The 22,962-nt window shown below is 71.9% G+C and carries 17 protein-coding genes and 1 pseudogene; 6 read left to right on the top strand and 12 right to left on the bottom strand.

Annotated elements, in window-relative coordinates; translation table 11 throughout:
- Nucleotides 1-114 precede the first annotated feature (114 nt).
- The 4 genes from ACFWVE_RS25350 to ACFWVE_RS25365 all read right to left on the bottom strand — a co-directional run bounded on the left by ACFWVE_RS25350 (nt 115) and on the right by ACFWVE_RS25365 (nt 7,072).
- The gene (locus ACFWVE_RS25350) at nt 115-807 is read right to left on the bottom strand and encodes a LuxR C-terminal-related transcriptional regulator (RefSeq protein WP_384018190.1); all 693 of its coding nucleotides are present in this window, start codon (nt 805-807) and stop codon (nt 115-117) included.
- A 243-nt stretch (nt 808-1,050) separates the two neighbouring features.
- A complete protein-coding gene (locus tag ACFWVE_RS25355; RefSeq protein ID WP_384018193.1) occupies nt 1,051-2,994 on the bottom strand; it encodes a PQQ-binding-like beta-propeller repeat protein in 1,944 nt (647 codons plus the stop codon).
- A 115-nt stretch (nt 2,995-3,109) separates the two neighbouring features.
- Nucleotides 3,110-4,933, bottom strand: coding sequence for a PQQ-binding-like beta-propeller repeat protein (locus tag ACFWVE_RS25360; protein ID WP_384018196.1), 1,824 nt, complete (start codon nt 4,931-4,933; stop codon nt 3,110-3,112).
- 309 nt (nt 4,934-5,242) lie between these two features.
- Nucleotides 5,243-7,072: an ABC-F family ATP-binding cassette domain-containing protein gene (locus ACFWVE_RS25365; protein ID WP_384018199.1), complete on the bottom strand. Its 1,830-nt coding sequence runs from the start codon at nt 7,070-7,072 to the stop codon at nt 5,243-5,245.
- Nucleotides 7,073-7,215: 143 nt separating this feature from the next.
- Here ACFWVE_RS25365 and ACFWVE_RS25370 point away from each other — a divergent pair, with 143 nt between their 5' ends.
- Nucleotides 7,216-7,821: a Uma2 family endonuclease gene (locus ACFWVE_RS25370; RefSeq protein ID WP_384018202.1), complete on the top strand. Its 606-nt coding sequence runs from the start codon at nt 7,216-7,218 to the stop codon at nt 7,819-7,821.
- 9 nt (nt 7,822-7,830) lie between these two features.
- On the opposite strand, the gene ACFWVE_RS25375 is transcribed toward ACFWVE_RS25370, so the two are convergent.
- The 4 genes from ACFWVE_RS25375 to rsmI form a co-directional block, all read right to left on the bottom strand.
- Nucleotides 7,831-8,727 carry a 4-(cytidine 5'-diphospho)-2-C-methyl-D-erythritol kinase gene (locus ACFWVE_RS25375; RefSeq protein WP_384018205.1) on the bottom strand — a complete coding sequence of 299 codons (897 nt, stop codon included), beginning with the start codon at nt 8,725-8,727 and terminating at the stop codon, nt 7,831-7,833.
- A complete protein-coding gene (gene rsmA / locus ACFWVE_RS25380; protein ID WP_384018207.1) occupies nt 8,724-9,620 on the bottom strand; it encodes a 16S rRNA (adenine(1518)-N(6)/adenine(1519)-N(6))-dimethyltransferase RsmA in 897 nt (298 codons plus the stop codon). The genes ACFWVE_RS25375 and rsmA overlap by 4 nt, the downstream gene beginning before the upstream one ends.
- Before the next feature lie 33 nt (nt 9,621-9,653).
- A complete protein-coding gene (locus ACFWVE_RS25385) occupies nt 9,654-10,544 on the bottom strand; it encodes a TatD family hydrolase (RefSeq protein ID WP_384018210.1) in 891 nt (296 codons plus the stop codon).
- A 154-nt stretch (nt 10,545-10,698) separates the two neighbouring features.
- A complete protein-coding gene (gene rsmI, locus ACFWVE_RS25390) occupies nt 10,699-11,547 on the bottom strand; it encodes a 16S rRNA (cytidine(1402)-2'-O)-methyltransferase (RefSeq protein WP_384018213.1) in 849 nt (282 codons plus the stop codon).
- A gap of 165 nt (nt 11,548-11,712) precedes the next feature.
- Between rsmI and ACFWVE_RS25395 the strand changes: the two genes are divergently transcribed.
- The 4 genes from ACFWVE_RS25395 (at nt 11,713) to ACFWVE_RS25410 (ending at nt 17,817) form a co-directional block, all read left to right on the top strand.
- Nucleotides 11,713-13,455 carry a dolichyl-phosphate-mannose--protein mannosyltransferase gene (locus tag ACFWVE_RS25395; RefSeq protein ID WP_384018216.1) on the top strand — a complete coding sequence of 581 codons (1,743 nt, stop codon included), beginning with the start codon at nt 11,713-11,715 and terminating at the stop codon, nt 13,453-13,455.
- Between the two features lie 210 nt (nt 13,456-13,665).
- Complete coding sequence (locus ACFWVE_RS25400; RefSeq protein ID WP_384018219.1) at nt 13,666-13,836, top strand: hypothetical protein; 171 nt, start codon at nt 13,666-13,668, stop codon at nt 13,834-13,836.
- 492 nt (nt 13,837-14,328) lie between these two features.
- Entirely contained in the window at nt 14,329-15,981 is a 1,653-nt protein-coding gene (locus ACFWVE_RS25405; RefSeq protein ID WP_384018222.1) for a penicillin-binding transpeptidase domain-containing protein, read from the top strand.
- Between the two features lie 165 nt (nt 15,982-16,146).
- Nucleotides 16,147-17,817 (top strand): penicillin-binding transpeptidase domain-containing protein, encoded by a 1,671-nt coding sequence (locus ACFWVE_RS25410; RefSeq protein WP_384018224.1) that lies wholly within the window; start codon nt 16,147-16,149, stop codon nt 17,815-17,817.
- Between the two features lie 95 nt (nt 17,818-17,912).
- On the opposite strand, the gene ACFWVE_RS25415 is transcribed toward ACFWVE_RS25410, so the two are convergent.
- Nucleotides 17,913-18,281, bottom strand: a complete 369-nt coding sequence (locus ACFWVE_RS25415; RefSeq protein WP_384018227.1) for an SsgA family sporulation/cell division regulator — start codon at nt 18,279-18,281, stop codon at nt 17,913-17,915.
- Between the two features lie 266 nt (nt 18,282-18,547).
- Here ACFWVE_RS25415 and ACFWVE_RS25420 point away from each other — a divergent pair, with 266 nt between their 5' ends.
- The gene (locus ACFWVE_RS25420; protein WP_384018230.1) at nt 18,548-19,765 is read left to right on the top strand and encodes a serine hydrolase domain-containing protein; all 1,218 of its coding nucleotides are present in this window, start codon (nt 18,548-18,550) and stop codon (nt 19,763-19,765) included.
- 67 nt (nt 19,766-19,832) lie between these two features.
- Here ACFWVE_RS25420 and ACFWVE_RS25425 read toward each other — a convergent pair whose 3' ends face one another.
- The 3 genes and pseudogenes from ACFWVE_RS25425 to ACFWVE_RS25435 all read right to left on the bottom strand — a co-directional run bounded on the left by ACFWVE_RS25425 (nt 19,833) and on the right by ACFWVE_RS25435 (nt 22,837).
- Entirely contained in the window at nt 19,833-20,117 is a 285-nt protein-coding gene (locus ACFWVE_RS25425) for a DUF1876 domain-containing protein (RefSeq protein WP_384018233.1), read from the bottom strand.
- 131 nt (nt 20,118-20,248) lie between these two features.
- Nucleotides 20,249-20,389: pseudogene (locus ACFWVE_RS25430) on the bottom strand (EamA family transporter); the annotation flags it as partial.
- Nucleotides 20,390-20,599: 210 nt separating this feature from the next.
- A complete protein-coding gene (locus ACFWVE_RS25435; protein WP_384018236.1) occupies nt 20,600-22,837 on the bottom strand; it encodes an MMPL family transporter in 2,238 nt (745 codons plus the stop codon).
- Nucleotides 22,838-22,962 lie beyond the last annotated feature (125 nt).

The following is a 22,962-nucleotide window of genomic DNA, read 5'->3' on the forward strand; positions in this document are numbered from 1 at the left end:
GGGCGGTGCGGCGGGGGGCGGCGGTGCCGCCTCAGGGCTCGGTGGGGCGGGTTGCCGGCGGTACCGGCAGCACACAGGTGCCGGTACCACGGGCACCCCGCCCCGCGAGCGCGTTCACTCCCCGGAGGACGACGCCTGACGCACCGGGCCCGCCCGGTCCAGCAGTCCCGTCCGGGCGGCCAGCGCCGCCGCCTCCAGCCTGGAGCCCACGCCGAGTTTCATCAGGACACGCTGCACATGCGTACGCGCCGTGGACGGGGCTATGCCCATGCCCACCGCGATCAGCCGGGTGTCCTCGCCGTCGGCGACCCGGACCAGGACCTCCACCTCCCGCGGGGTGAGCATCCTCAGCAGCCGCTGGCCCTCGTCGTCCGGCTGGGCCGCCGGGTTCAGCAGCTCGCCGAACGCGCCCTGCAGCAGTTGCGGCGCCACCGCGGCCTCCCCCGACCGCGCCTTCATGATCGCCCGTTCGACGCCTTCGATGCGTTCGTCGTGCCGGACGTAGCCGGACGCGCCCGCCGCGAACGCCGCCGCGATCCCGCGCGGGCTGGGCACCGGCCCCAGCACCAGCACCGCCACCTGCGGCCGCTCCCGTTTGACCTTCACCACCGGGTCGAAGATCCCCGGCTCCGCCGGAGCCGCCGTCCCCAGCAGGCACACCTCCGGCGCTCTGCTGATCACCAGATCCGCCGCCCCCGCCACCGGTGCCGCCGCGGCCAGCACCCGGTGCCCCCGCAGCTTCAACGCCGAGGCCAACGCCTCCGCGAGCAGCCGGTGGTCGTCGACCACCATCAACCGCACGCCCATCGATCATCCCCCCAAACCGCGAGCGCACCCCCGTGCGCCGCCTCCCCGGTCCCGGAAGCTACACGCTTGTTCGACGTCGCGCTCCCCCTAGCGGCGAGAATCGCCCCGGATCGCCGAAATTCTCGCATTCGACGGCGATGGGCACCTGAGGAGCGGTACGCGTACGGCCCCGCCCCCGAGCAGGGGCGGGGCCGTACGAACGGGCCTCACGAGCAGACCGGACCGGACCGGACCGGAGGACGGTCAGCCGGTACCGAAAGCGACCGCCAGGTACTCCTTGTCGCCCGAGGACGACTCACTGGCGTACACGTCCGACATGTACAGGCGGCCCTGCGTGTACAGGATCTCGGAGTACTCGGGCGACATCCGCGTCTCCACGTTCCGCACGGATTCCGTCGCCGGGTTCTCCAGCAGCTTGGTCGCCTTGAAGGAACCGCCGTCGATGCTGACGATCTGCCCGCCCTTGTCGTAGGGCGGACGCTTGTACGCGATGACGCTGCCGCCGTCCATGCGCAGCGGGACGATCGTGTAGCCGTCGCCCGCGTCGGCGCGCTGGCCGGTCTGCTTGCCGGTGGCCAGGTCGAAGACGACCACCTCGTTGGTCCGGTTGTACTCGCCCGTGCCGTCGTGCTCCTCGGTCGCGATGTACAGGCGGTCGTTGCCGACGGTCAGACCGGTGCAGTGCTCGATCTTGGTGATGCCGTCGCAGCGGGCCGCGAACTCCTCGCCGGGCGCGGAGATACGGGTCCGCAGCTCGCCGCTCTTGTTGTCGATGGAGAAGAAGTCCGAGATGCCGCTGCCGTCACCGGCGGAGTCGCCGACGTCTGCGGCCACGACCAGCGGGTCGGTGGACACCACGGCCGCGTACTCGATGCCCTCGGACATCTTGTACTCCGAGATCACCTTCCCGTCCTTCGGGTCGATGGTCTGGATGTGCAGCTGACGCTGCTCGTACGAACCGCACTTGCGCACCGCGACCATTTTCGGGCCGCCGCCGTAGCCGGAGTCGTAGCAGGCGTCGGACGTCTTGGGCGACCACAGGGCCTTGCCGGAGGTGATGTCCCAGGCGGCGCCGCCGCTGGTGCTGCCCGCCGCGACGGTGTTCCCGCTGACGGTGACGTTGTTGAAGCTGATCTCCTGGGTGCCGGACTTGGCCGTCTCGGACCACAGCTTCTCGCCGGTGGCGAGGTCGAAGGCCGCGACCTGCGTGCAGCGCTGCGGATCGGTCTTGGTCGGCATCTTCGGCTTGTAGATGACCGCCGTCCTGCCGTCCTCGGTGACGTGGTCACTGGCCTCGCACACCGGTCCGGGCAGGTCGAGCGTCCACAGCTCGCTGCCCTTGACGGCGTCGTACCCGACGACCTCGGCGACGCCGCTCTTGGCGTACACCTTGTCGGTCAGCCAGGAGCCGGAGGTGACGATGGTCGTGGTGTCCTTCGGGACCTCGGGTGCCGGCACCTGGAAGAGGACCTTGGCGGAGGGGTCGGCCGGGGCCTTCTCGTCGCCGCCGGTGGTGTCACCGCCGGATCCGCCGCCCTCGGCGCCCTTCGTGCCGCCGCTGTCGCCCGAGTTCGCCGTGTTCTTCTTGTCGTCGTCGCTGGACGAGGCGTACCAGACACCGCCGCCGACGATCAGGGCGATGGCCACGACCGCCGCCACGATGATCGCCAGCTGCGCGTTGATCTTCCGCCCGCCGCCGGGCCTGCCGGACTGCGGCTGCATCGGCATGGTCGGCTGCTGATAGCCGCCGTAGCCGGGCTGGCCGGAGGGCTGCTGGGGGTAACCGTACGGCGGCTGCGGCTGGCCCGGGTATCCGTAACCGGCCGGAGGCTGCTGCGGATACCCGTACCCGGCCGGAGGCTGCTGCGGGTAGCCGTACCCGGCCGGAGGCTGCTGCGGGTAGCCGTACCCGGGCGGCGGCTGCGGACCGCCCGGCGCCGGAGCGGCCGACGGCGGGGTCTGCGGGGCCGTCTGGGGCGACTGCTGCGAGGGCTGGGGGGCCTGCGGGTAGCCGTAGCCCGGCTCCGGGGCCTTGTTGAGGTCGGGCCCGCCCGGCGCGGACGGCGGCTGCTCCGGCGGTGTCTGCGGCTGCTGCGGCTGCTGCGGCGTCTGCGGCCGGTCGGGCTGGGACGGCTCGGGCGGCGGGCCGAAGCCCGGCTGGTGGGGCGGCTGGGGCGGCTGCGTCATGACGTGGATACCTCGAATGACTCGACGAAGGGGACGGGCGGCGGCGGGAAAGGGACCGGAGGGGGCGAGGGCGCCGGCCGGCCGGGGCCGGCGCGCCTCACCGCTGCTGCGCGCCTCACTTGCCGTAGGCGAGCATCAGCTTCTCCTTCGTCTCGTCGTTGCCGTTCAGCCGGGTCGTCGAGATGTAGAAGCGGCCGTCGACCCAGTCGATCGACTTGCTGAAGAAGCTGTTCTCGATGGACGCGGTGCCCTGCGGGTTCTGCAGCAGCGTCACCGGCTTGTGGCTGCTGCCGGTGGCCGGGACGGAGACGACCCGGCCGCCCCCGTCGTACGACGGCTCCACGTAGGCGATGAGGTTGCCGCCCTCGGCCTTCATGGGCACCATCGAGTCCGACGCGGGGGACTTCACCCGCCACTTCTCCTTGCCGGTGGCGAGGTCGATCGCGACGATCTCGTTGGCCCCGGTGGTCGCCTTGGTGGGCAGGTAGAGGGTGTCTGACTCGACGACGACGCCCTCGCAGCCCTGGAGGTCACGGGCGAGGATGGCCCAGCCGCAGTCGGCGGAGAAGTCCTCGTCGACGTCGACCTGGGAGCGGATCGAGCCGTTGGAGCCGAGCGTGGAGATGTTCCACGCCTTCTTGTCCTCGTTGGTGCTGTAGACGACCACCGGGTCGACGGAGTAGGCGCGCGCGACGCGCCAGCCCTTGTCGAACTTCTGGGTCCACTTGACCTTGCCGGTCTTCGGGTCGAGCTCCTGGACCTCGTCGTGCTCGTTGTCGCCGCCGGCGCCGCAGGACGCGACCTGGATCAGCCGCTCACCGCCCGCGAACCCGGCGGGGAAGCAGGCCTCGCCGTACTTCTTCTTGTCGTACATCTTGTCGCCGGACGTCACGTCGAACGCGGTGCCGGACTGCGAGCGGCCCACCATCAGCGTGTCGCCGCTGAGGGTCATCTCGATGGAGATCACGGAGTCGAACAGCGCGCCGTCGGCGACCTCCTGCGTCCAGCCCTTCTCGCCGGTGTTGAGATCGACGAGCTGGAGCTGGTTGCACTTGGCGCGGTCGCTGCTGCCGCTCATGTACGCGATGACGACCTTGTCGTCGGCCGTCTTCTCCGAGGTGACCGCGCAGATCTTCTGCGGGAAGGCGATGGGTTCCCAGGTCGGCTTGCCGTCGGCGACGTTGTAGGCGGAGAGCTCCTTGTAGGCCGCTTTCACCGCCGTCTTGTCGGTGATCCACATGCCGGGGGCGTCGGCTCCGGAACTCGGCGCGTCGGGCGCCTCCTTGTACCAGAGCACCTTGGCCTCGCCGGACTTGCGGCCCTCGTTGAGGTCCTCGGGGTCCGAGCCGCCGTCACCCTCGCCGTCGCCCGGATTGACCGGGGCGCCGGACGACTGGGGCTTGGGGTCGTCGCCGGTCTGCCGGGCGACGGGCTTCTTGTTCTTCCCGTCGTCGCCGGAGACCGCCCACACGGTGCCTCCGACGACCAGCAACGCCGCCACCGCGGCACCGATGATCATGGCGGGCTTGCCCTTGAAGGGGCTGCCGGAGCCGGATCCGGGCGGCGGGGTGCCGGGCGCGCCCGGGAACTGCGGCTGCGGATAGCCGTACCCCGGCTGCTGCCCGTACGGGCCGGGCTGCGGCGGCTGGCCGTAAGGGCCGGGCTGCGGCGGCTGGCCGTAAGGGCCGGAGGCGTACGGCCCGGAGGCGTACGGCCCCGGCTGCTGCTGCCCGTACGGTCCCGGCTGCGACGGAGGCGGGGTCTGCTGCGGGTAGCCGTACCCCGGCTGCGGCGGTTCACCGGACGGCGCGCCCTGCGGCGGCGTCCGGGGCGGTCCCTGCGGCGGCGGGGTCGGAGCCCCGAAACCACCACCCGACGCGGGCGGGTCCTGCGGTGCTCCGAAGCCACCCTGCGGCGGCTGACTGGGCGGCTGAGCCATCAGCGCGTTCCCCCTTGCTCACTGATTTTTAGCCACACCCTGAGGTACGTGATGTTCCCAGAGTCGTATTCACGCGGTTCTTACTCTTCTCGGACGGGGTCTTTCTATCACCCGGTACCGCCAGGTCACCGGGCCCCGTCCGCCCCTGTTCCCAAGGAAGAACCGGCCCGTGATGCCCTCGTTACGCGCCTCCACGCCCCCTTCACACACCGCACGCCCCGCGCTCTGAGGTGAACGGGGGCGTACGGGGTGCCTGTGCAGGGGGCGCGTGAGGTGTGCGTGGGGGTGCGGGCGGGGTGGGACCGGAAGTCAGGCGTCCTCGGCGAGTTCCAGCCACCGCAGTTCGAGCTCGTCCCGCTGACCCGCCATCTCCCGCAGCTCGGTGTCGAGTTGGGCCACCTTGGCGAAGTCCGTGGCGTTCTCGGCGATCGCGGCGTGCAGCTTCGCCTCCTTCTCGGAGACCTTGTCGAGCTGCCGTTCGATCTTCTGCAGTTCCTTCTTGGCGGCGCGCACGTCGGCGGCGCTCTTCTCGGGAACGGCGTCCGCGGCCGGCTTCGCCGACGAGGCGGCGGAGGGGGAGGCAGCGGAGGTGGCGGCGGTCTCCTCCATCTTCCTGCGCCGCTCCAGGTACTCGTCGATACCGCGGGGCAGCATCCGCAGAGCGCCGTCGCCGAGCAGGGCGAACACCCGGTCGGTGGTGCGCTCGACGAAGAACCGGTCGTGGGAGATCACGATCATCGAGCCGGGCCAGCCGTCGAGGACGTCCTCGAGCTGGGTGAGGGTCTCGATGTCGAGGTCGTTGGTGGGCTCGTCGAGGAAGAGGACGTTGGGCTCGTCCATGAGCAGCCGCAGCAGCTGGAGCCGCCGCCGCTCACCGCCGGACAGGTCGCCGACGGGCGTCCACTGCTTGTCCTTGTTGAAGCCGAACGTCTCGCACAGCTGCCCGGCGGTCATCTCACGCCCCTTGCCCAGGTCGACGCGCTCCCGGACCGCCTGCACGGCCTGGAGCACCCGCCAGGTGGGGTCGAGTTCGGCGACCTCCTGGGAGAGGTAGGCGAGCTTGACCGTCCTGCCGACGTGGATCCGTCCCGCCACAGGCTGGGTCTCGCCCTCGCTGCGGGCGGCCTCGGTCAGCGCCCGCAGCAGGGACGTCTTCCCGGCGCCGTTGACGCCGACCAGGCCGATCCGGTCGCCGGGGCCGAGCTGCCAGGTGAGGTGCTTGATCAGCACCTTGGGCCCCGCCTGGACGGTGACGTCCTCCAGGTCGAAGACCGTCTTGCCGAGCCGGGAGGAGGCGAACTTCATCAGCTCGCTGCTGTCCCGGGGCGCCGGGACGTCCTTGATCAGCTCATTGGCGGCCTCGACGCGGAAGCGCGGCTTGGACGTCCGCGCGGGTGCCCCGCGGCGCAGCCAGGCCAGCTCCTTGCGGACCAGGTTCTGCCGCTTGACCTCCTCGGTGGCGGCGATGCGCTCCCGCTCGGCGCGGGCGAAGACGTAGTCGGAGTAGCCGCCCTCGTATTCGTACACGTCACCGCGCTGCACGTCCCACATGCGGGTGCAGACCTGGTCGAGGAACCAGCGGTCGTGGGTGACGCAGACGAGCGCGGAGCGCCGCTCCCGCAGGTGCCGGGCGAGCCAGGCGATGCCCTCGACGTCGAGGTGGTTGGTGGGCTCGTCGAGGACGACCAGGTCCTGGTCGTCGATGAGGAGCTTGGCGAGCGCGATCCGGCGCCGCTCGCCACCGGACAGCGGTCCGATGACGGTGTCCAGGCCCTTGGGGAACCCCGGCAGGTCGAGCCCGCCGAACAGGCCGGTCAGGACGTCCCTGACCTTGGCGTTGCCCGCCCACTCGTGGTCGGCCATGTCACCGATGACCTCGTGCCGGACGGTGGCCCCGGGGTCGAGGGAGTCGTGCTGGGTCAGCACGCCGAGGCGCAGCCCGCCGGAGTGCGTGACCCGCCCGGTGTCCGCCTCCTCCAGCTTGGCGAGCATCCGGATCAGGGTGGTCTTGCCGTCGCCGTTGCGCCCGACGACACCGATGCGGTCCCCCTCCGAGACGCCCAGGGAGATGCCGTCGAGGAGGGCACGGGTGCCGTACACCTTGCTGACGTTCTCGACATTGACCAGATTGACGGCCATTTCTCTCCTGCCTGGGGGGTCGATCAGTTGTCCAGCGTAGGCCCTGGCGGACAGCGGGCGGGACGCGAGAGGGTCGTCACTCTTCGTGATGACGTGATCGGAAACGGGCGGCTACCGTAGGGGCAGGCAGCAGGATCCCGTCCATGGGAGGAACCATGACCGCCGAGTCCGTAGAGCACCGCCACCACTGGCCGGTGCCGCCCGTGGACGGCTACACCGTGGACGACCTGTTCACACTGCCCGATCTCCCGCCGCACACCGAGCTGATCGACGGGAGTCTCATCACCGTGAGTCCGCAGCGCAATTTCCACGCAGACGTGATCGACCTGCTGGTCAGCGGCCTACGGCGAGACATGCCGAAGAAGTTCAGGGTGAAGCGGGAGATGACCATCGTCCTGGACCGGCGCAACGGACCGGAACCCGATGTGAGCGTGGTCTTCGCCGAGGCGGTCCGTGGCCCTGATCAGACCAGCTACCAGGCCCAGGACGTGCTGCTGGCCGTCGAGGTCGTGTCCCCGGACTCGGAGTCCCGCGACCGTACGACCAAGCCGCAGAAGTACGCCGCCGCCGGCATCCCCCACTTCTGGCGCGTCGAGCGCGACGGCACCGGCGGCAGCCCACTCGTCCACGTGTACGAGAGGGACCCCTTGACCCTCACGTACGTGCACATGGGCATGCACCGTGACCGGATCAAGGTCGACCACCCCTACCCCGTCGACATCGACCTGACCGCCGTCGCCGAGCTCTGAACCGAGCCCTCACACCACCGTCGCGCCCGGCACCGGACCCGACGCCGTACGAACGGTGCGGCAGGTGCCGGAGTCGCGCAGCGCGTCCGTGATCGCCTCCGCCGCCTCCGCGTCCCGGGCGAGGAAGGCCGTGGTCGGCCCCGAGCCCGAGACCAGCGTGGCCAGCGCACCTGCCGCGCGCCCCGCCGCCAGGGTGTCGGCCAGCTCGGGGAACAGCGACAGAGCAGCGGGCTGGAGATCGTTGGAGACGGCGGCGGCGAGCGCGTCGGGGTCGCCCTTCGCGAGGGCGTCGAGCAGGTCCTGCGAGGCCACGGGCTCGGGGATGTCCCGGTCCTGGGCGAGCCGGTCGAACTCCCGGAAGACCGCCGGGGTGGACAGCCCGCGCCGGGCCATCGCGAACACCCAGTGGAAGGTGCCGCCGACCTCCAGCTCCGTCAGCCTCTCGCCCCGCCCGGTGCCCAGCGCCGCCCCGCCGACCAGGGCGAACGGCACGTCGCTGCCCAGCTCGGCGCAGATCTCGAGCAGTTCCCGCCGTGGGGCTCCGGTCCCCCACAGCGCGTCGCAGGCCAGCAGGGCGCCGGCGCCGTCCGCGCTGCCGCCCGCCATGCCGCCGGCGACGGGGATGTCCTTGGTGATGTGGAGGTGCACGTCGGCGTCCCGGCCGTAGCGCTCGGCGAGCGCGAGGGCCGCGCGGGCGGCGAGGTTCGTACGGTCCAGGGGCACCTCGGCGGCGTCCGGCCCCTCGCAGGTGACGCGCAGACCGCCGGCGGAGGGCGTGACGGTGACCTCGTCGTGGAGGCCGACCGCGAGGAACACGTTGGCCAGGTCGTGGAAGCCGTCGGGGCGGGCCGCGCCGACCGCGAGCTGGACGTTGACCTTGGCGGGCACGCGGACGGTGACGCTCACGCGACGGGCTCCTCGGACTGCTCGGGCTCCTTGGACTGCTTGTGCTCGGCGATGCGCGCGAACTCCTCGACGGTCAGGGACTCGCCGCGGGCCTGCGGTGACACCCCGGCGGCGACCAGGGCGGCCTCCGCCGCCGCGGCCGAGCCCGCCCATCCGGCGAGGGCCGCCCGCAGCGTCTTGCGGCGCTGGGCGAAGGCCGCGTCGACGACGGCGAAGACCTCGCGCCGGGTGGCGGTGGTCTTCGGCGGCTCGCCGCGGCGGACGAGGGAGACCAGGCCGCTGTCGACGTTGGGCGCCGGCCAGAACACGCTCCGCCCGATGGCGCCGGCCCGCTTGACCTCGGCGTACCAGTTGGCCTTGACCGAGGGCACGCCGTACACCTTCGAGCCGGGCGGGGCGGCGAGCCGGTCGGCGACCTCCGCCTGGACCATGACGAGGGTGCGCTCGATGCTCGGGAAGGTCTCGAGCATGTGCAGCAGCACCGGGACGGCCACGTTGTAGGGCAGGTTGGCGACCAGCGCGGTCGGGGCGGGTCCCGGCAGCTCGGTGACCCGCATCGCGTCGGAGCGGACCAGCGCGAACCGGTCGGCGCGCTCCGGCATCCGGGCCGCGACGGTCGCGGGCAGCGCGGCGGCCAGGACGTCGTCGATCTCGACGGCGGTGACCCGGTCGGCGGCCTCCAGCAGCCCCAGGGTGAGCGAGCCGAGCCCCGGTCCGACCTCGACGACCACGTCGTCGGGGCGGACCTCGGCGGTGCGCACGATACGGCGGACCGTGTTCGCGTCGATCACGAAGTTCTGGCCGCGCTGCTTGGTGGGCCGTACGCCGAGCGCGGCCGCGAGTTCGCGGACGTCGGCGGGGCCCAGGAGGGCGTCGGGGGTGGGGCTCGTCACGGGACAAGGGTACGGGGCGCGGGACCCCGCAGGTCACGCCTGTGGATAACCGAAGGCCCGTGCCGTGTTCGCCGCGAGGGACGTGGCGAGGGTGTCCTCGTCCGTGCCGCGTACGGCCGCCATGGCGCGCACGGTGACGGGCACCAGATACGGGGCATTGGGCCGGCCGCGGTAGGGCACCGGTGTCAGGAACGGGGCGTCGGTCTCCACCAGGAGGAGCTCCGGCGGGGCGACGGCGAGGGCGTCGCGCAGGTTCTGGGCGTTCTTGAAGGTGACGTTGCCGGCGAACGACATGAAGTACCCGGCGCGGGCGCAGGTCTCCGCCATCTCGGCGTCCCCCGAGTAGCAGTGGAAGACGGTGCGCTCCGGTGCGCCCTCCTCCTTGAGCACGCGCAGCACGTCGGCGTGGGCGTCGCGGTCGTGGATGACCAGGGCCTTGCCGTGCCGCTTGGCGATCTCGATGTGGGCGCGGAAGGACCGCTCCTGCGCCTCCTTGCCCTCGGGCCCGGTGCGGAAGTAGTCGAGTCCGGTCTCGCCGACGCCCTTGACCTGGGGCAGCGCGGCCAGCCGGTCGATCCCGGCGAGCGCCTCGTCCAGGGCCGCGTCCCCGCCCGGCTCCCGCGCGCCCTGCCGCGACCAGCCGTCGGGGTCGCCGTGCACGATGCGCGGGGCCTCGTTCGGATGCAGGGCGACGGTCGCGTGGACGCTGTCGTACGCGGCGGCCGTGTCCGCTGCCCAGCGCGAGCCCGCGAGGTCGCAGCCGACCTGGACCACCGTCGTCACACCCACGGACGCGGCCTTGGCGAGCCCTTCCTCCACCGTGCCGGACTGCATGTCCAGGTGGGTGTGCGCATCCGCGACCGGCACCCGCAGCGGCTCCGGAAGCGGCGGGGCGGCGTTCTGGTCGGAGGTGTTCGAAGGCATGCCCCGATCCTACGGAAGGCCGTGCACGCACCGTCCGCGCCCGAAGGGGCGCGGGACCGCACCGGTCTGCGGCTCCGCCGCGTGGGCGCGCCCGGCCACACCCCGCCGTCGTCGCGCGACGAAGCCGGCCTCCGGCGGCGCCGCCCGCCCCCGCTCACCCCGCGGAGCGCTTCGCCGCCACCACCGCGTCGAAGACCTCCCGCTTGGGCACTCCCGCCTCCACCGCGACCGCCGCGATGGCCTCCTTGCGCCGCTCCCCCGCCTCCTCGCGCACCCGTACCCGGCGCACCAGCTCGGCGGCGTCCACCTCCCCGGGCCCGTGGTCCGGGGCGCCTTCGACGACGACGGTGATCTCACCGCGTACGCCCTCGGCCGCCCATGCGGCCAGCTCGGCCAGGGGACCGCGCCTGACCTCCTCGTACGTCTTGGTCAGCTCACGGCAGACGGCGGCGCGGCGCTCCGTGCCGAACACCTCGGCCATCGCGGCGAGGGCGGCGTCGAGCCGGTGCGGGGACTCGAAGTAGACGAGGGTGCGCCGCTCCCCGGCGACCTCCCGCAGCCGCCCCAACCGCTCCCCGGCCTTGCGGGGCAGGAACCCCTCGAAGCAGAACCGGTCCACGGGCAGCCCGGACAGGGCGAGCGCGGTGAGTACGGCGGACGGTCCGGGCACGGCGGTGACCTTGATGTCCCGCTCGACGGCGGCGGCGACCAGCCGGTAGCCGGGGTCGGACACGGACGGCATCCCGGCGTCCGTCACGAGCAGCACGCGGGCGCCGCCCGCCAGTTCCTCGACCAGTTCGGGCGTGCGGGCGGACTCGTTGCCCTCGAAGTAGGAGACGACCCGCCCCTTGGGGGTGACGCCGAGCGCCTGGGTCAGCCGCCGCAGCCGCCGGGTGTCCTCGGCGGCGACGACGTCGGCACCGGCCAGTTCCTCGGCGAGCCGGGGCGGAGCGTCGGAGACGTCGCCGATGGGGGTGCCTGCGAGTACGAGGATTCCAGTCACGCCTGTCATCCTCCCAGCACCGGCGCACCCGCAAGAACGGTCCGCGCCCGCACCCGGCGCGCCCCCGTGGCCCCCGCGCCCCCGCGGCCGGGCGCACCCGGGGCATACCGGGCCCATCCCTCCTATGCACGGGACTCGCACGGCGCAGTTCCCTACGATGGCGCGGTGACGAGTACCACGTCCTCCACGGACACCCGGCAGGAACAGCCGCCGCAGGACCAGCAACCGTCGTGGCAGCAGCGGCTGAGCCGTTTCGGCTACACGGCGAGGCCCGGGGGCGACGTCCGCGACCGCCTGGTCCCGCCGTACACGAAGCCGTCCGGCAGACTGTGGACGGCGCTCGGGGTGCCGCCGGCCCTCGGCGAGAGGATCACCCGCTGGTCGGCCTGGGGCGGTCCGCTGCTGGTCACGCTGGTGGCGGGGGTGCTGCGCTTCTGGGACCTGGGCAGCCCCAGGAAGGTGATATTCGACGAGACGTACTACGCGAAGGACGCGTGGGCGCTGGTCCACCGCGGTTTCGAGGTCAACTGGGACAAGAACGCCGACAACCTGGTCCTCTCCTCCGGCGGGGACGTCTCGATCCCGATCGAAGCGGCGTACGTGGTGCATCCGCCGGTCGGGAAGTACGTCATCGGGCTGGGCGAGCTGATGTTCGGGTTCGACCCGTTCGGCTGGCGGTTCATGACGGCACTGCTCGGCACGCTGTCGGTGCTGATGCTGTGCCGGATCGGCCGGCGCCTGTTCCGTTCGACGTTCCTCGGCTGCCTGGCGGGCGCGCTGATGGCGGTGGACGGGCTGCACTTCGTGATGAGCCGCACCGCGCTGCTCGACGGGGTGCTGATGTTCTTCGTGCTGGCGGCCTTCGGCTGCCTGGTCGTCGACCGGGACCGGGCGCGGGAGAAGCTCGCGGCCGCGCTGCCCGTGGGCACCGACGGCAGGACCCTGCCGGACGCGCACATCGCCGGGACCGCGCGGCTGGGCCTGCGGCCGTGGCGGCTGGCGGCGGGGCTGATGCTGGGCCTGGCGTTCGCCACGAAGTGGAACGGCCTGTACATCATGGCCGCGTTCTGTGTGATGGCGGTGCTGTGGGACGTCGGCTCCCGCCGGACCGCGGGCGCCCGCCACCCGGTCCGGGCCGTCGTGCGGCGCGACCTGGGCCGGGCGTTCCTGTCCACGGTCCCCGTCGCCCTGGCCACCTACGTCACGTCCTGGATCGGCTGGTTCCTCTCCGCCGACGACGGCAGCGGCGGCTACTACCGCGACTGGGCGGTGACCGACGGCAAGGACAGCTCCTGGTCGTGGCTGTTCCCCGACTGGTGGCGCAGCTTCTGGCACTACGAGACCCAGGTGTACGAGTTCCACGTCGGCCTGTCCTCGCCGCACCCCTACGAGTCCAACCCGTGGAGCTGGATCGTCGCGGGCCGCCCGGTCTCGTTCTTCTACGAGTCCCCCGCACCCGGAGCGGACGGCTGCCCGGCCGACGTGGCCGAGAAGTGCGCCGGCGAGGTACTGGCCCTGGGCACGCCCCTGCTGTGGTGGGTGGGCTGCTTCGCGCTCCTCTACGCCCTGTGGCGCTGGTTCTTCCGCCGCGACTGGCGGGCGGGCGCCATCGCCTGCGGCATCGCGGCCGGCTATCTGCCCTGGTTCTTCTACCAGGAGCGCACGATCTTCTTCTTCTACTCCATCGTCTTCCTTCCCTTCCTGTGCCTGGCGGTGGCGATGCTCCTGGGCGCGCTCGTCGGCCCGCCCCGGACAGGTGACACCCGCCGCGTGGCAGGTGCCACGGCAGCGGGTGTCCTGACCCTCCTGATCGCCTGGAACTTCATCTACTTCTGGCCCATCTACACGGGCACGTCCATCCCGATCGAGGACTGGCGGGCCCGGATGTGGCTCGACACGTGGGTCTAGCCGGACAGACGCACCGGGAGGGCGCGGCAGATGTGCAGTCCCCTCAAGATCACCCGTTCGTGCCCCACCGACCAGCAGGGATGTGCGTCCAGCGTTCACGATGCCGACTTCTCGTTCACGTCTCGTCCAGAGCCGACTAGCGCCTCGGCTCTGCTGCGGTCCGCGCAGAAGCAGAGGAACATGGAAGGCAAGCGACCGAGGAGGCCTGTCATGAAAACCGGAGACTCGGCCTACGAACCGTGGCTGTACTCTCACACGCCCTCGCAGGCTGAAGGCGAGCGTGACGATCCTGCCGAACGCGCGGCCATGCACCCGGACGTCCCCAGGACCGAGCCGTCCCAGGCGGAGGGCGAGCAGGTGGACGACACCGGGACGGCATGACCGCTGCCAAGAGGTCGCCCTCGCTCCCTCCGATCCGCGTTTCCGCAGACCGATCGACACCATCGACCGGTACCGCGCCGGGTTCGACGACGCGTACCTGCCCGAGCCGGCCGCCCTCGTTCTGGCCGAGCCCTGGAAGGCCGGCGAAGGCCTTCGGCGCTCCGCCCGCCACTGAACCCCTCGTCGCCGGCCCGCACCCGCCCCGGTCCTGACCCGGGGCGCCGCGACGGGTCCGTGCGCGCCGGCCTTCGCAGCGCCTGAGGAGGGCTCCGGGGCGGGGCGTACGGGGCACCCCGGAGGATGAACGTCCCTTCATCCGTTCGAGGATGAGCCGAGCGCGAACAGATGTCGTTCCGGCCCAATCTCCTTTCGGACAACAAAGAGCAACTGTCATCCCTGCCATCACTCCTTGTGCGTAAAGTGCTCACTCGCCGAACTTTCTGAACACGTTCAGAAGACGTGGGAGGTCCGGTGGGGAGGGGGGAGCGCCCGATGGGCAAGGGGGTCAAGGCGACCGTCGTCGGCGGTGTGTTCGCGGTGATGGTGGGTGGGGCCGGGTACGGGGTCTACAACATCGTGTCGGCGGTGAACGGCGACGGGAGCGGCGGCGGTTCGGAAGCGGCCGTGACGAAGAAGTCCGGTCCGCCGGACAAGGAGGAGGTCGAGAAGGCGAGCGCGACGTTCTTCGCGGCCTGGGAGGAGGGGCAGGCGACGCAGGCGGCCTCGTACACGAACAACGCCGAGGGTGCCGCCCCGCTGCTGGCGGCCTACGGCGAGGACGCCCACATAGCCGATGTCGAGATCACGCCCGGCACGGTCTCCGGCACCACCGTGCCGTTCCGTGTGAAGGCGACCGTCTCGTACGACGGGAAGTCCGAACCGCTCGCCTACGAGAGCGAACTGACCGTGGTGCGCGGTCAGACCACCGGGCGGGCGCTGGTCGACTGGGAGCCGTCCGTCGTCCACCCGGAACTCGAGGACGGCGACACCCTGGTCACCGGGGAGTCCGCGCAGCCGCCCATCGAGGCCGTGGACCGGGACGGCACGGTGCTGACGGAGGACGACCACCCCTCCCTCGGACCGGTCCTGGACACGCTGCGCGAGAAGTACGGCGACAAGGCGGGCGGCACCCCCGGCATCGAGCTGACGATCCGGCACGCCGAAGGCGCCGCCGGTGAGGCGGGTGCCGCCGACTCCACGCTGGTGACGCTCGCGAAGGGCGAGCCCGGCAAGCTGCGGACGACGCTCAGCGCGGGCGTGCAGGCCGCCGCGGAGAAGGCGGTGAAGGAGTTCGCCGAGTCGTCGGTGGTCGCCGTGCAGCCGAGCACCGGCGAGGTGCTGGCCGTGGCCAACCACCGCGCGGACGGGTTCAACGCGGCGTTCCAGGGGCGGGTCGCCCCCGGCTCCACCATGAAGATCATCACCGCGGCCATGCTCATCGACAACGGCGTGGCCTCGATGGACGGCCCGGCGCCCTGCCCGCCCACCGCGACCTGGCAGAGCCAGACCTTCAAGAACCTCACCGGCATGGAGCCGAACGAGGGTGCCACCCTCGCCGACAGCTTCCTGCGTTCCTGCAACACGGCCTTCATCAAGCTCATCGACGAGAACCCGCTGACCGACGCCTCGCTCACCCGGGAGGCGCAGGAGCGGTTCGGGCTCGGCCGGGACGACTGGGCGACCGGCGTCGTCTCCTTCGACGGCAGTGTCCCCGCGGTCAGCGGCCCGGACCGCGCGGCGAACGCCATCGGCCAGGGCCAGGTGCAGATGAACCCGCTGAACATGGCGTCGGTGACGGCCACCGCCATCACCGGCACCTTCCGCCAGCCGTACCTCGTCTCCCCGGAGCTCGACGGCCGGCAGCTGGCGCAGGCGAAGGGTCTGCCGGCGGGCACCGCGAGCCAGGTGAAGCAGATGATGCGCCTGACGGCCACACAGGGCACCGCCGCGCAGGCGATGTCCGGGCTCGGTGGCGACATCGGCGCGAAGACCGGCTCCGCCGAGGTCGACGGCAACGCCACCTCCGACAGCTGGTTCACCGGCTTCCGGGGCGACGTCGCGGCGGCGGCCATGACCCAGCAGGGCGGTCACGGCGGCGACGCGGCCGGTCCGATTGTCGCAGCTGTGCTACGAGCGGGTGGCTGACCGCGACGCGCGGAAGACGGGACTCTAGGCTGGTGGCCGTCATGGGCATGTGAGCGCCGCACGAACACCAGGCCGGTATGACGGTACGACCACCCGCCTACCGGCCTGTCGGTTTGTCGGCCTGTCAGCCCGGCGGATGCGGACTTTGCGGAGGATCGGACAGCAGTGGGCAACAGAAAGCGCGTCGCCGAGCGACGGAAGACCAACCCCGCCGTGCTCGGCGGAGTGATCGCCGTCGTCGTCGGGGGTGTCGGATTCGGTGCCTACGCTCTGATCGCAGGCGGGTCCGGGTCCGAGGAGGACACCCGGACCTCGACCACCCAGCAGGCCAAGGCCAAGAGCGGCCCGCTGTCCGCCGCCGAGGTCACCGACGCGGCCGACCGCTTCCTCACCGCCTGGCAGCAGGGCAAGGTCGGCGCGGCCGCCGACGCCACCGACGACCCGGAGGCGGCCGCCGCCCTGCTCACCGGCTACGCCAAGGACGCCCGCGTCGAGGACGTCACCCTCACCGCCGGCGCCCGCACCGGCGCCGAGGTCCCGTTCTCCGTCAAGGGCACGGTGGCGTACGAGGAGATCGCCGAGCCGCTGGCGTACGACAGCAAGCTGACCGTCGTACGCCGGGACGGGGACGGCGAACCGCGGGTCGCGTGGCGGCCCGCGGTCGTGCACCCCGACCTCAAGGACGGCGACAGGCTGGTCACCGGGAAGACGGACACCCCGCCGATCAAGGCGCTGGACCGGGACGGCGGCGAGCTGACCACCGAGGACTACCCGTCCCTGGGTCCGGTCCTCGACGGGCTGCGCGAGAAGTACGGGAAGACGGCGGGCGGCCAGGCCGGCATCGAGCTGCGGGTCGTCCGCGGCGAGGAGTCCAAGAAGGCGAAGGCCGCCGACAAGACCGTACTGGAGGTGAGCGAGGGGACCCCCGGGACGGTGCGGACCACGCTGGACCCGGCCTTCCAGGCGGCGGCCGAGGAGCAGGTGGCCAAGAAGGCCAAGTCGTCGGTGGTGCTGATGCGGCCGTCGACCGGCGAGATCCTCGCCGCCGCGAACGCCTCGCGCGGGTTCAACACCGCGTTCCAGGGGTCGCTGGCCCCGGGTTCGACGATGAAGGTGCTCACCGCCTCGCTGCTCATCGAGAAGGGTCTCGCGTCCATCGACGAGAAGCACCCGTGCCCGAAGTACTCCAGCTACGGCGGCTGGAAGTTCCAGAACCTCGACAAGTTCGAGATCAAGGGCGGTACGTTCCGCGACAGCTTCGGCGCCTCCTGCAACACCGCCTTCATCAGCCAGGCGTCCGAGCTGAAGGACGACGACCTGACCAAGCAGGCGCAGGAGGTCTTCGGGCTCTCGCGCAACGACTGGCAGATCGGCGTCCCGTCCTTCGACGGCTCGGTGCCCGTGCAGAAGGACGCCTCCATGGCGGCCTCCCTGATCGGCCAGGGCGGGGTGCGGATGAACCCGCTGAACATGGCGTCGGTGTCGGCGACCGTCAAAACGGGCGAGTTCCACCAGCCGTACCTGGTGTCGCCGGAGGTGGACGGCCGGAAGCCGGCCACCGCCTCGCGCACCCTGTCGGCCAAGACGGTGACTCAGCTGCGGCAGCTGATGGCCTACACCGCGACCAGCGGCACCGCGGCGGAGGCGATGGCCGGGGTCGGCGGCGACAAGGGCGCGAAGACCGGCTCGGCCGAGGTCGACGGGCAGAAGAAGCCCAACGGCTGGTTCACCGCGTACCGCGGGGACCTCGCCGCGGCGGCCGTCGTACAGGCGGCCGGCCACGGCGGCTCGACGGCGGGCCCGATCGTGGCGAGCCTGCTGAAGCTCGGCGACTGACCGGTCCGGGGGCCGGCCCGCGGACCGGAGGGCCGTCCGGCACCGCCGGAACGGTCCGGCAGTGCGGAACGGCCCGTCAGTGCCGGAACGGTCCGTCAGTGCGGGACCGGCTCGGCGGCTGCCGCGGCCACGTGCGTGCGCCGCAGGAACCGCGTCAGGGCCTTCGTCTCGAACTGCACCATCGACACTCCCTGCGCCGAGTGGAACTCCACGACCACCTGCACCCGGCCGCACGGCCACACCTGCACGTCACCGCTGCCCGCAAGGGCGCGCAGTCCTTGTTCGAGCAGCTCGCGGGGCAGGCTCCACTCATGGCCGGCGGGGCCGGGGAGCCTCACCCGCACGGTCCGGGGGTCGCGCCCGGGGTCGTAGCTCAGCCTCACCGGCACTGCTCGGCCCGCGGACTGCGGGGGGTCCGCGTCCGTGACGATCTGGGCGCGTGCGTACTGTTCGACTACGTTCATGGGTGGCCCCTCACGGTGCGCTACCTGCACGAAAGCCGTTTACCCGCCCCGCTCCCCAATATCGCACAGATTCCGGAACCCGACTCTCCGCATGCGAACGGCCACCGGATCGCGGCCACAGGCACCCGGTCGCGCCTGACCGGCCGTCCTCTCCCTCAGAGTGAGGAATCCCAGGCGGACGGCCGCTGTTGCACCTCGTGTCGCAGGCGAGGGGTGCCCGGCGGCCGGCAAAAGCGTAGAAAATAGCACGGAAAGGACCGACGGACGTGGGCGTCGAGGTGCACGGCACGGTGACCGAGGGCTTCGAGCCGGTCAGGGAAGCGTTCGTACGGAACTTCGCGCACCTCGGAGAACGGGGCGCGGCCGTCACTGTGTACCGGGACGGGCAGCGGGTCGTCGATCTGTGGGCCGGGACTAAGAACGTCGACGGCGGTGAGGGTGCCGGCGGTGAGGGTGCCGGCCCCGAGCCGTGGGAGCGGGGCACGGCCCAGCTCGTCCGCTCGGCGACCAAGGGCGTCGCCGCCGCCGTGCCCCTGCTGCTGCACCAGTACGGCGAGCTGGACCTGGACGCGCCGGTCGGCCACTACTGGCCCGAGTTCAAGGCCCGGGGCAAGGAACGGGCCCTCGTCCGGCACCTGCTGAACCACCGGGCCGGGCTCCCGCTCCTGGACCGCCCGCTCACCCCGCGGGAGGCGCTCGACCCGCTGCGGGGCGCCGAGGCCGTCGCCGCCCAGGCACCCCTGTGGGAGCCGGGCACGGACCACGGCTACCACGCCCTCACCTACGGCTGGCTGCTCGACGAGCTGGTACGACGCGTGACGGGCGGCCGGGGCGCCGGTGAGTGGATCGCGGAGCGGATCGCCGCTCCGCTGGGGCTGGACTTCTGGCTGGGCCTGCCGGACGCGGAGGCCGGCCGGGTGGGAAGGGTCGGCCCGGTCGAGGGACCCGAGCCGTCCGGCGCGCTGCGCGCCCGCCCCAAGCGTTCGGTCACCGAGGCCTACGGCGACCCCGCCTCCGTCACCCGCCGGGCCTTCGCCGCGATCGACCCGTTCCCGGACCACAACGAGCCGGAGTTCCGCGCGGTGCCCCACCCCGCCGCCAACGGCATCGCGACGGCGGACGGCCTGGCCCGCTTCTACGCCGCGCTCATCGGGCGGGTCGACGGCGTACGCCTCTTCGAGGCGGCCACCGTCGAACGCGCCCGCGCCGAGGAGTCGGCGGGCCCGGACCGCGTCCTGATCGTCGGCACCCGCTTCGGCCTGGGCTACATGCTGCACGGGAGCGCCTCGCCCCTGCTGGCCCCGGGTTCCTTCGGCCACCCCGGCCGCGGCGGCTCCCTCGGCTTCGCCGACCCGGACACGGGCATCGCCTTCGGCTACGTCACCAACGGCTTCCGCACCACCGTGACGTCGGACCCCCGCGCCCAGGCCCTGATCCGGGCGGTACGCTCCGTCGTCCTCGGCCGGCCCGTACACCGCCGCTGAGGCGTCGTGACTCGGACGTCGTGACTCGGACGTCGTGACTCGGACCTGGTGACTCGGGCCTCGTGAATCAGACGTGGATCGGGTGCGAGGTCCGCCCCGACATCGCGTCGATCTCGTCGTGCGCCTTGGTCAGCAGTTGCATCGCGAGCTCGTTGAGCGCCCTGGCACCGGCGACCTCCTCCCCGACCCTGGGCTGGTTCTCGTCGACCCGGTGCCGGCTCGCGTGCCCGTGGCCCCGTACCTCGGTCCCGTCGGGCAGGCGAACCAACGCCACCGCCCGCGTGTGCTGTTCGTCCTCCATGAACTCCATCTCGACATGCCACCCCACCGTGGTGCGCATGGTGTCCGTCATGACGATCACCTCCGGAATACCTAGTTCCAGGGTGCGCCCCGCACCGGTCCTCCGCACCTGCCCGCCGAACGACATGTTCGGGGGCCCGTCGGTCCCTCCCCACGAGCGGGCCCCAAGCAGCCCGCCTGCCCTCCCGGGCGCGGCATCAGCCCCGTCCCGACGACCAGCGGCCCGGGCGCGGCGAGGCGCGGGGCGCCGAAGCGCTCCTTGAGGAGCAGGGCCCCGATCGCAGCGCCGACGAGGACAGAGGACTCCCGCGGGGCGGCGACTGGCAGGGTTCTTCAGGTCCGGCCCCACAGGACCACACGGGCGGCCCGAGTCACTTCGCGACGTGTGCAGGGAACAGTGCCCACGGCGTGCGAGCGACGGTGAGGTGCGAGGCGTACCTGCACAGGGCCGTCCGGGCGGAGACGGAAGCCGGCGAGGGCCCCCCGTTCCCACGGGGAGCCCTCACCGGCTGGTTCCGCGGTGCGGTGCGGCTGTCAGACGCGGACCAGGTCCCGGTCGTCGTCCGGGCTGCCGCCCTTCTTCTCCGCGTCGGAGCGCAGGCCCTCGCCCTCGACGTCCACGTTGGGCAGGATGCGGTCCAGCCACTTCGGGAGCCACCAGGCCTTCTTGCCCAGCAGGGCCAGTACCGCCGGCACGATCGCCATGCGGACGACGAACGCGTCGAAGAAGACGGCGATGGCGAGGCCGAAGCCGATCATCTTGACCATCGCCTCGCTGGAACCGATGAAGCCGGCGAAGACCGCCATCATGATCACCGCGGCCGCGCTCACCACACGGGCGCCGTGCCGGAAGCCGGTCACCACGGCCTGGCTCGGCTTCTCGCCGTGGACGTAGGCCTCCCGCATCCGGGTCACGAGGAACACCTCGTAGTCCATGGCCAGTCCGAAGACCACGCCGACCATGAAGATCGGCATCATCGACATGACCGGGCCGGTCTCCTCCACGCCCATCAGGCCGGACAGCCAGCCCCACTGGAAGACCGCGACCACGGCGCCCAGCGCGGCCATCACCGAGAGGAGGAAGCCGAGGGCCGCCTTCAGCGGGACCAGGATCGACCGGAAGACCACGATCAGCAGCAGGAACGCCAGGCCGACCACCAGGGTCAGGTACGGGAGCAGCGCGTCGTTGAGCTTCTGCGACACGTCGATGTTCATCGCCGTGGCACCGGTGACCAGGACGTCCGCGTCGGTGTCGGCCTTGACGTCCGCCCCGGCGTCCCGGATGTCGTGCACCAGGTCCTCGGTGGCGACGGAGGAGGGCTTGGAGTCCGGGACGACGGTGATCGTCGCCGTGTCTCCGGCCTTGTTGGGCGCCGCGGGGCTCACCGAGACGGCGCCGTCGAGCGCCTTGATGTCGTCACCGGTCTGCCGGAAGACGGCGTCCGGGTCGTCGCTGTCCTTGGCGTCGACCACGACGACGAGCGGGCCGTTGAATCCGGGGCCGAATCCTTCGGAGAGCAGGTCGTAGGCGCGGCGCTGGGTGGTGGACGTCGGCTGCGAGCCGTCGTCGGGCAGGCCCAGTTCGAGGGAGGACGCCGGTATGGCCGCCGCGCCGAGGCCCACGACGCCGAGCAGGAGGACGGCCACGGGACGCCGCACGACGAAGCTCGCCCAGCGGGTGCCCAGGTTCGGGCGCTGCGCCCGAACCTGCGGCTTCCTCTCCTCGTTCTCGTTCTTGTGCCCGCGCGGCCTGCCCTTCTCGCCTGCCGCGCGGACCCTGCGGCCCGCGTAGCCGAGCAGCGCCGGGACCATGGTGAGGGCGATCAGGACGGCGATGGCGACCGTGCCGGCGGCGGCGATGCCCATCTTGGTGAGCATCGGGATGTTGACGACCGACAGGCCGACGAGGGCGATGACGACCGTGAGGCCGGCGAAGACGACCGCGGAGCCCGCGGTGCCGACGGCGCGGCCCGCCGCGTCCTCGCGTTCCCGGCCCTCGGCCAGTTCGGCGCGGTAGCGGGAGACGATGAACAGCGCGTAGTCGATGCCGACGGCGAGGCCGATCATCATGGCCAGGATGGACGTGGTCGAGCCGAGTTCGAGCGTCGAGGCCAGCGCGGTGATGCTCGCGACGCCGATGCCGACCCCGATGAGCGCGGTGAGCAGCGGCAGACCGGCCGCGACCAGTGAGCCGAAGGTGATGACCAGGACGACCGCGGCGACACCGATGCCGATGATCTCGGCGGCACCGGTCGCCGGGACGGTCTGAAGCGCGTCACCGCCGATCTCCACGGTCAGGCCGGCGTCGCGGGCGCCCTCGGCGGCGTCCTCGAGGGAGTCGCGCGAGGAGTCCTCCAGCTCCATGCCGGAGACCTGGTAACTCACCGAGGCGTAGGCGACGGTGCCGTCCTTGCTGACGCCTCCGCCCGCGTACGGATCGGTGACGCGGGCGACCTCGGAGCCGTCGGAGAGTTCCTCGACGGTGTCCTGGACGATCGCCTTGTGGCCGGCGTCGGTCATCTTCTCGCCGGCGGGTGCCTTGAAGACGACACGGGCGGTCGCTCCGTCGGCACTGGTGCCGGGGAAACGTTCTTCCAGCACGTCGAAGGCCTTCTGGGCCTCGGTGCCGGGGATGGAGAACGAGGTGTTGCCGGCGACGGGTGCGCCGGCCGCGCCGGCGCCGGCGAGCGCCAGCAGCGCCACCCAGAACAGGGCTACGAAGTGCCGTCGCCCGAAGGCGAAGCGGCCGAGCCGGTACAGCAAAGTGGCCACGAGGGAGTACTCCCGGTCAGGTCGTGTGTGGTTCGGGGCAGGGGAGATCGGCCCGACGACGTGAGCGGTGGCGTCCGTCAGGTGGTAGGGGTGGTGCTGGTGGTGTTCGCCGACCGGCGGGGTCC

The organism is Streptomyces sp. NPDC058632 (genome assembly GCF_042717095.1).
Lineage (GTDB): Bacteria > Actinomycetota > Actinomycetes > Streptomycetales > Streptomycetaceae > Streptomyces.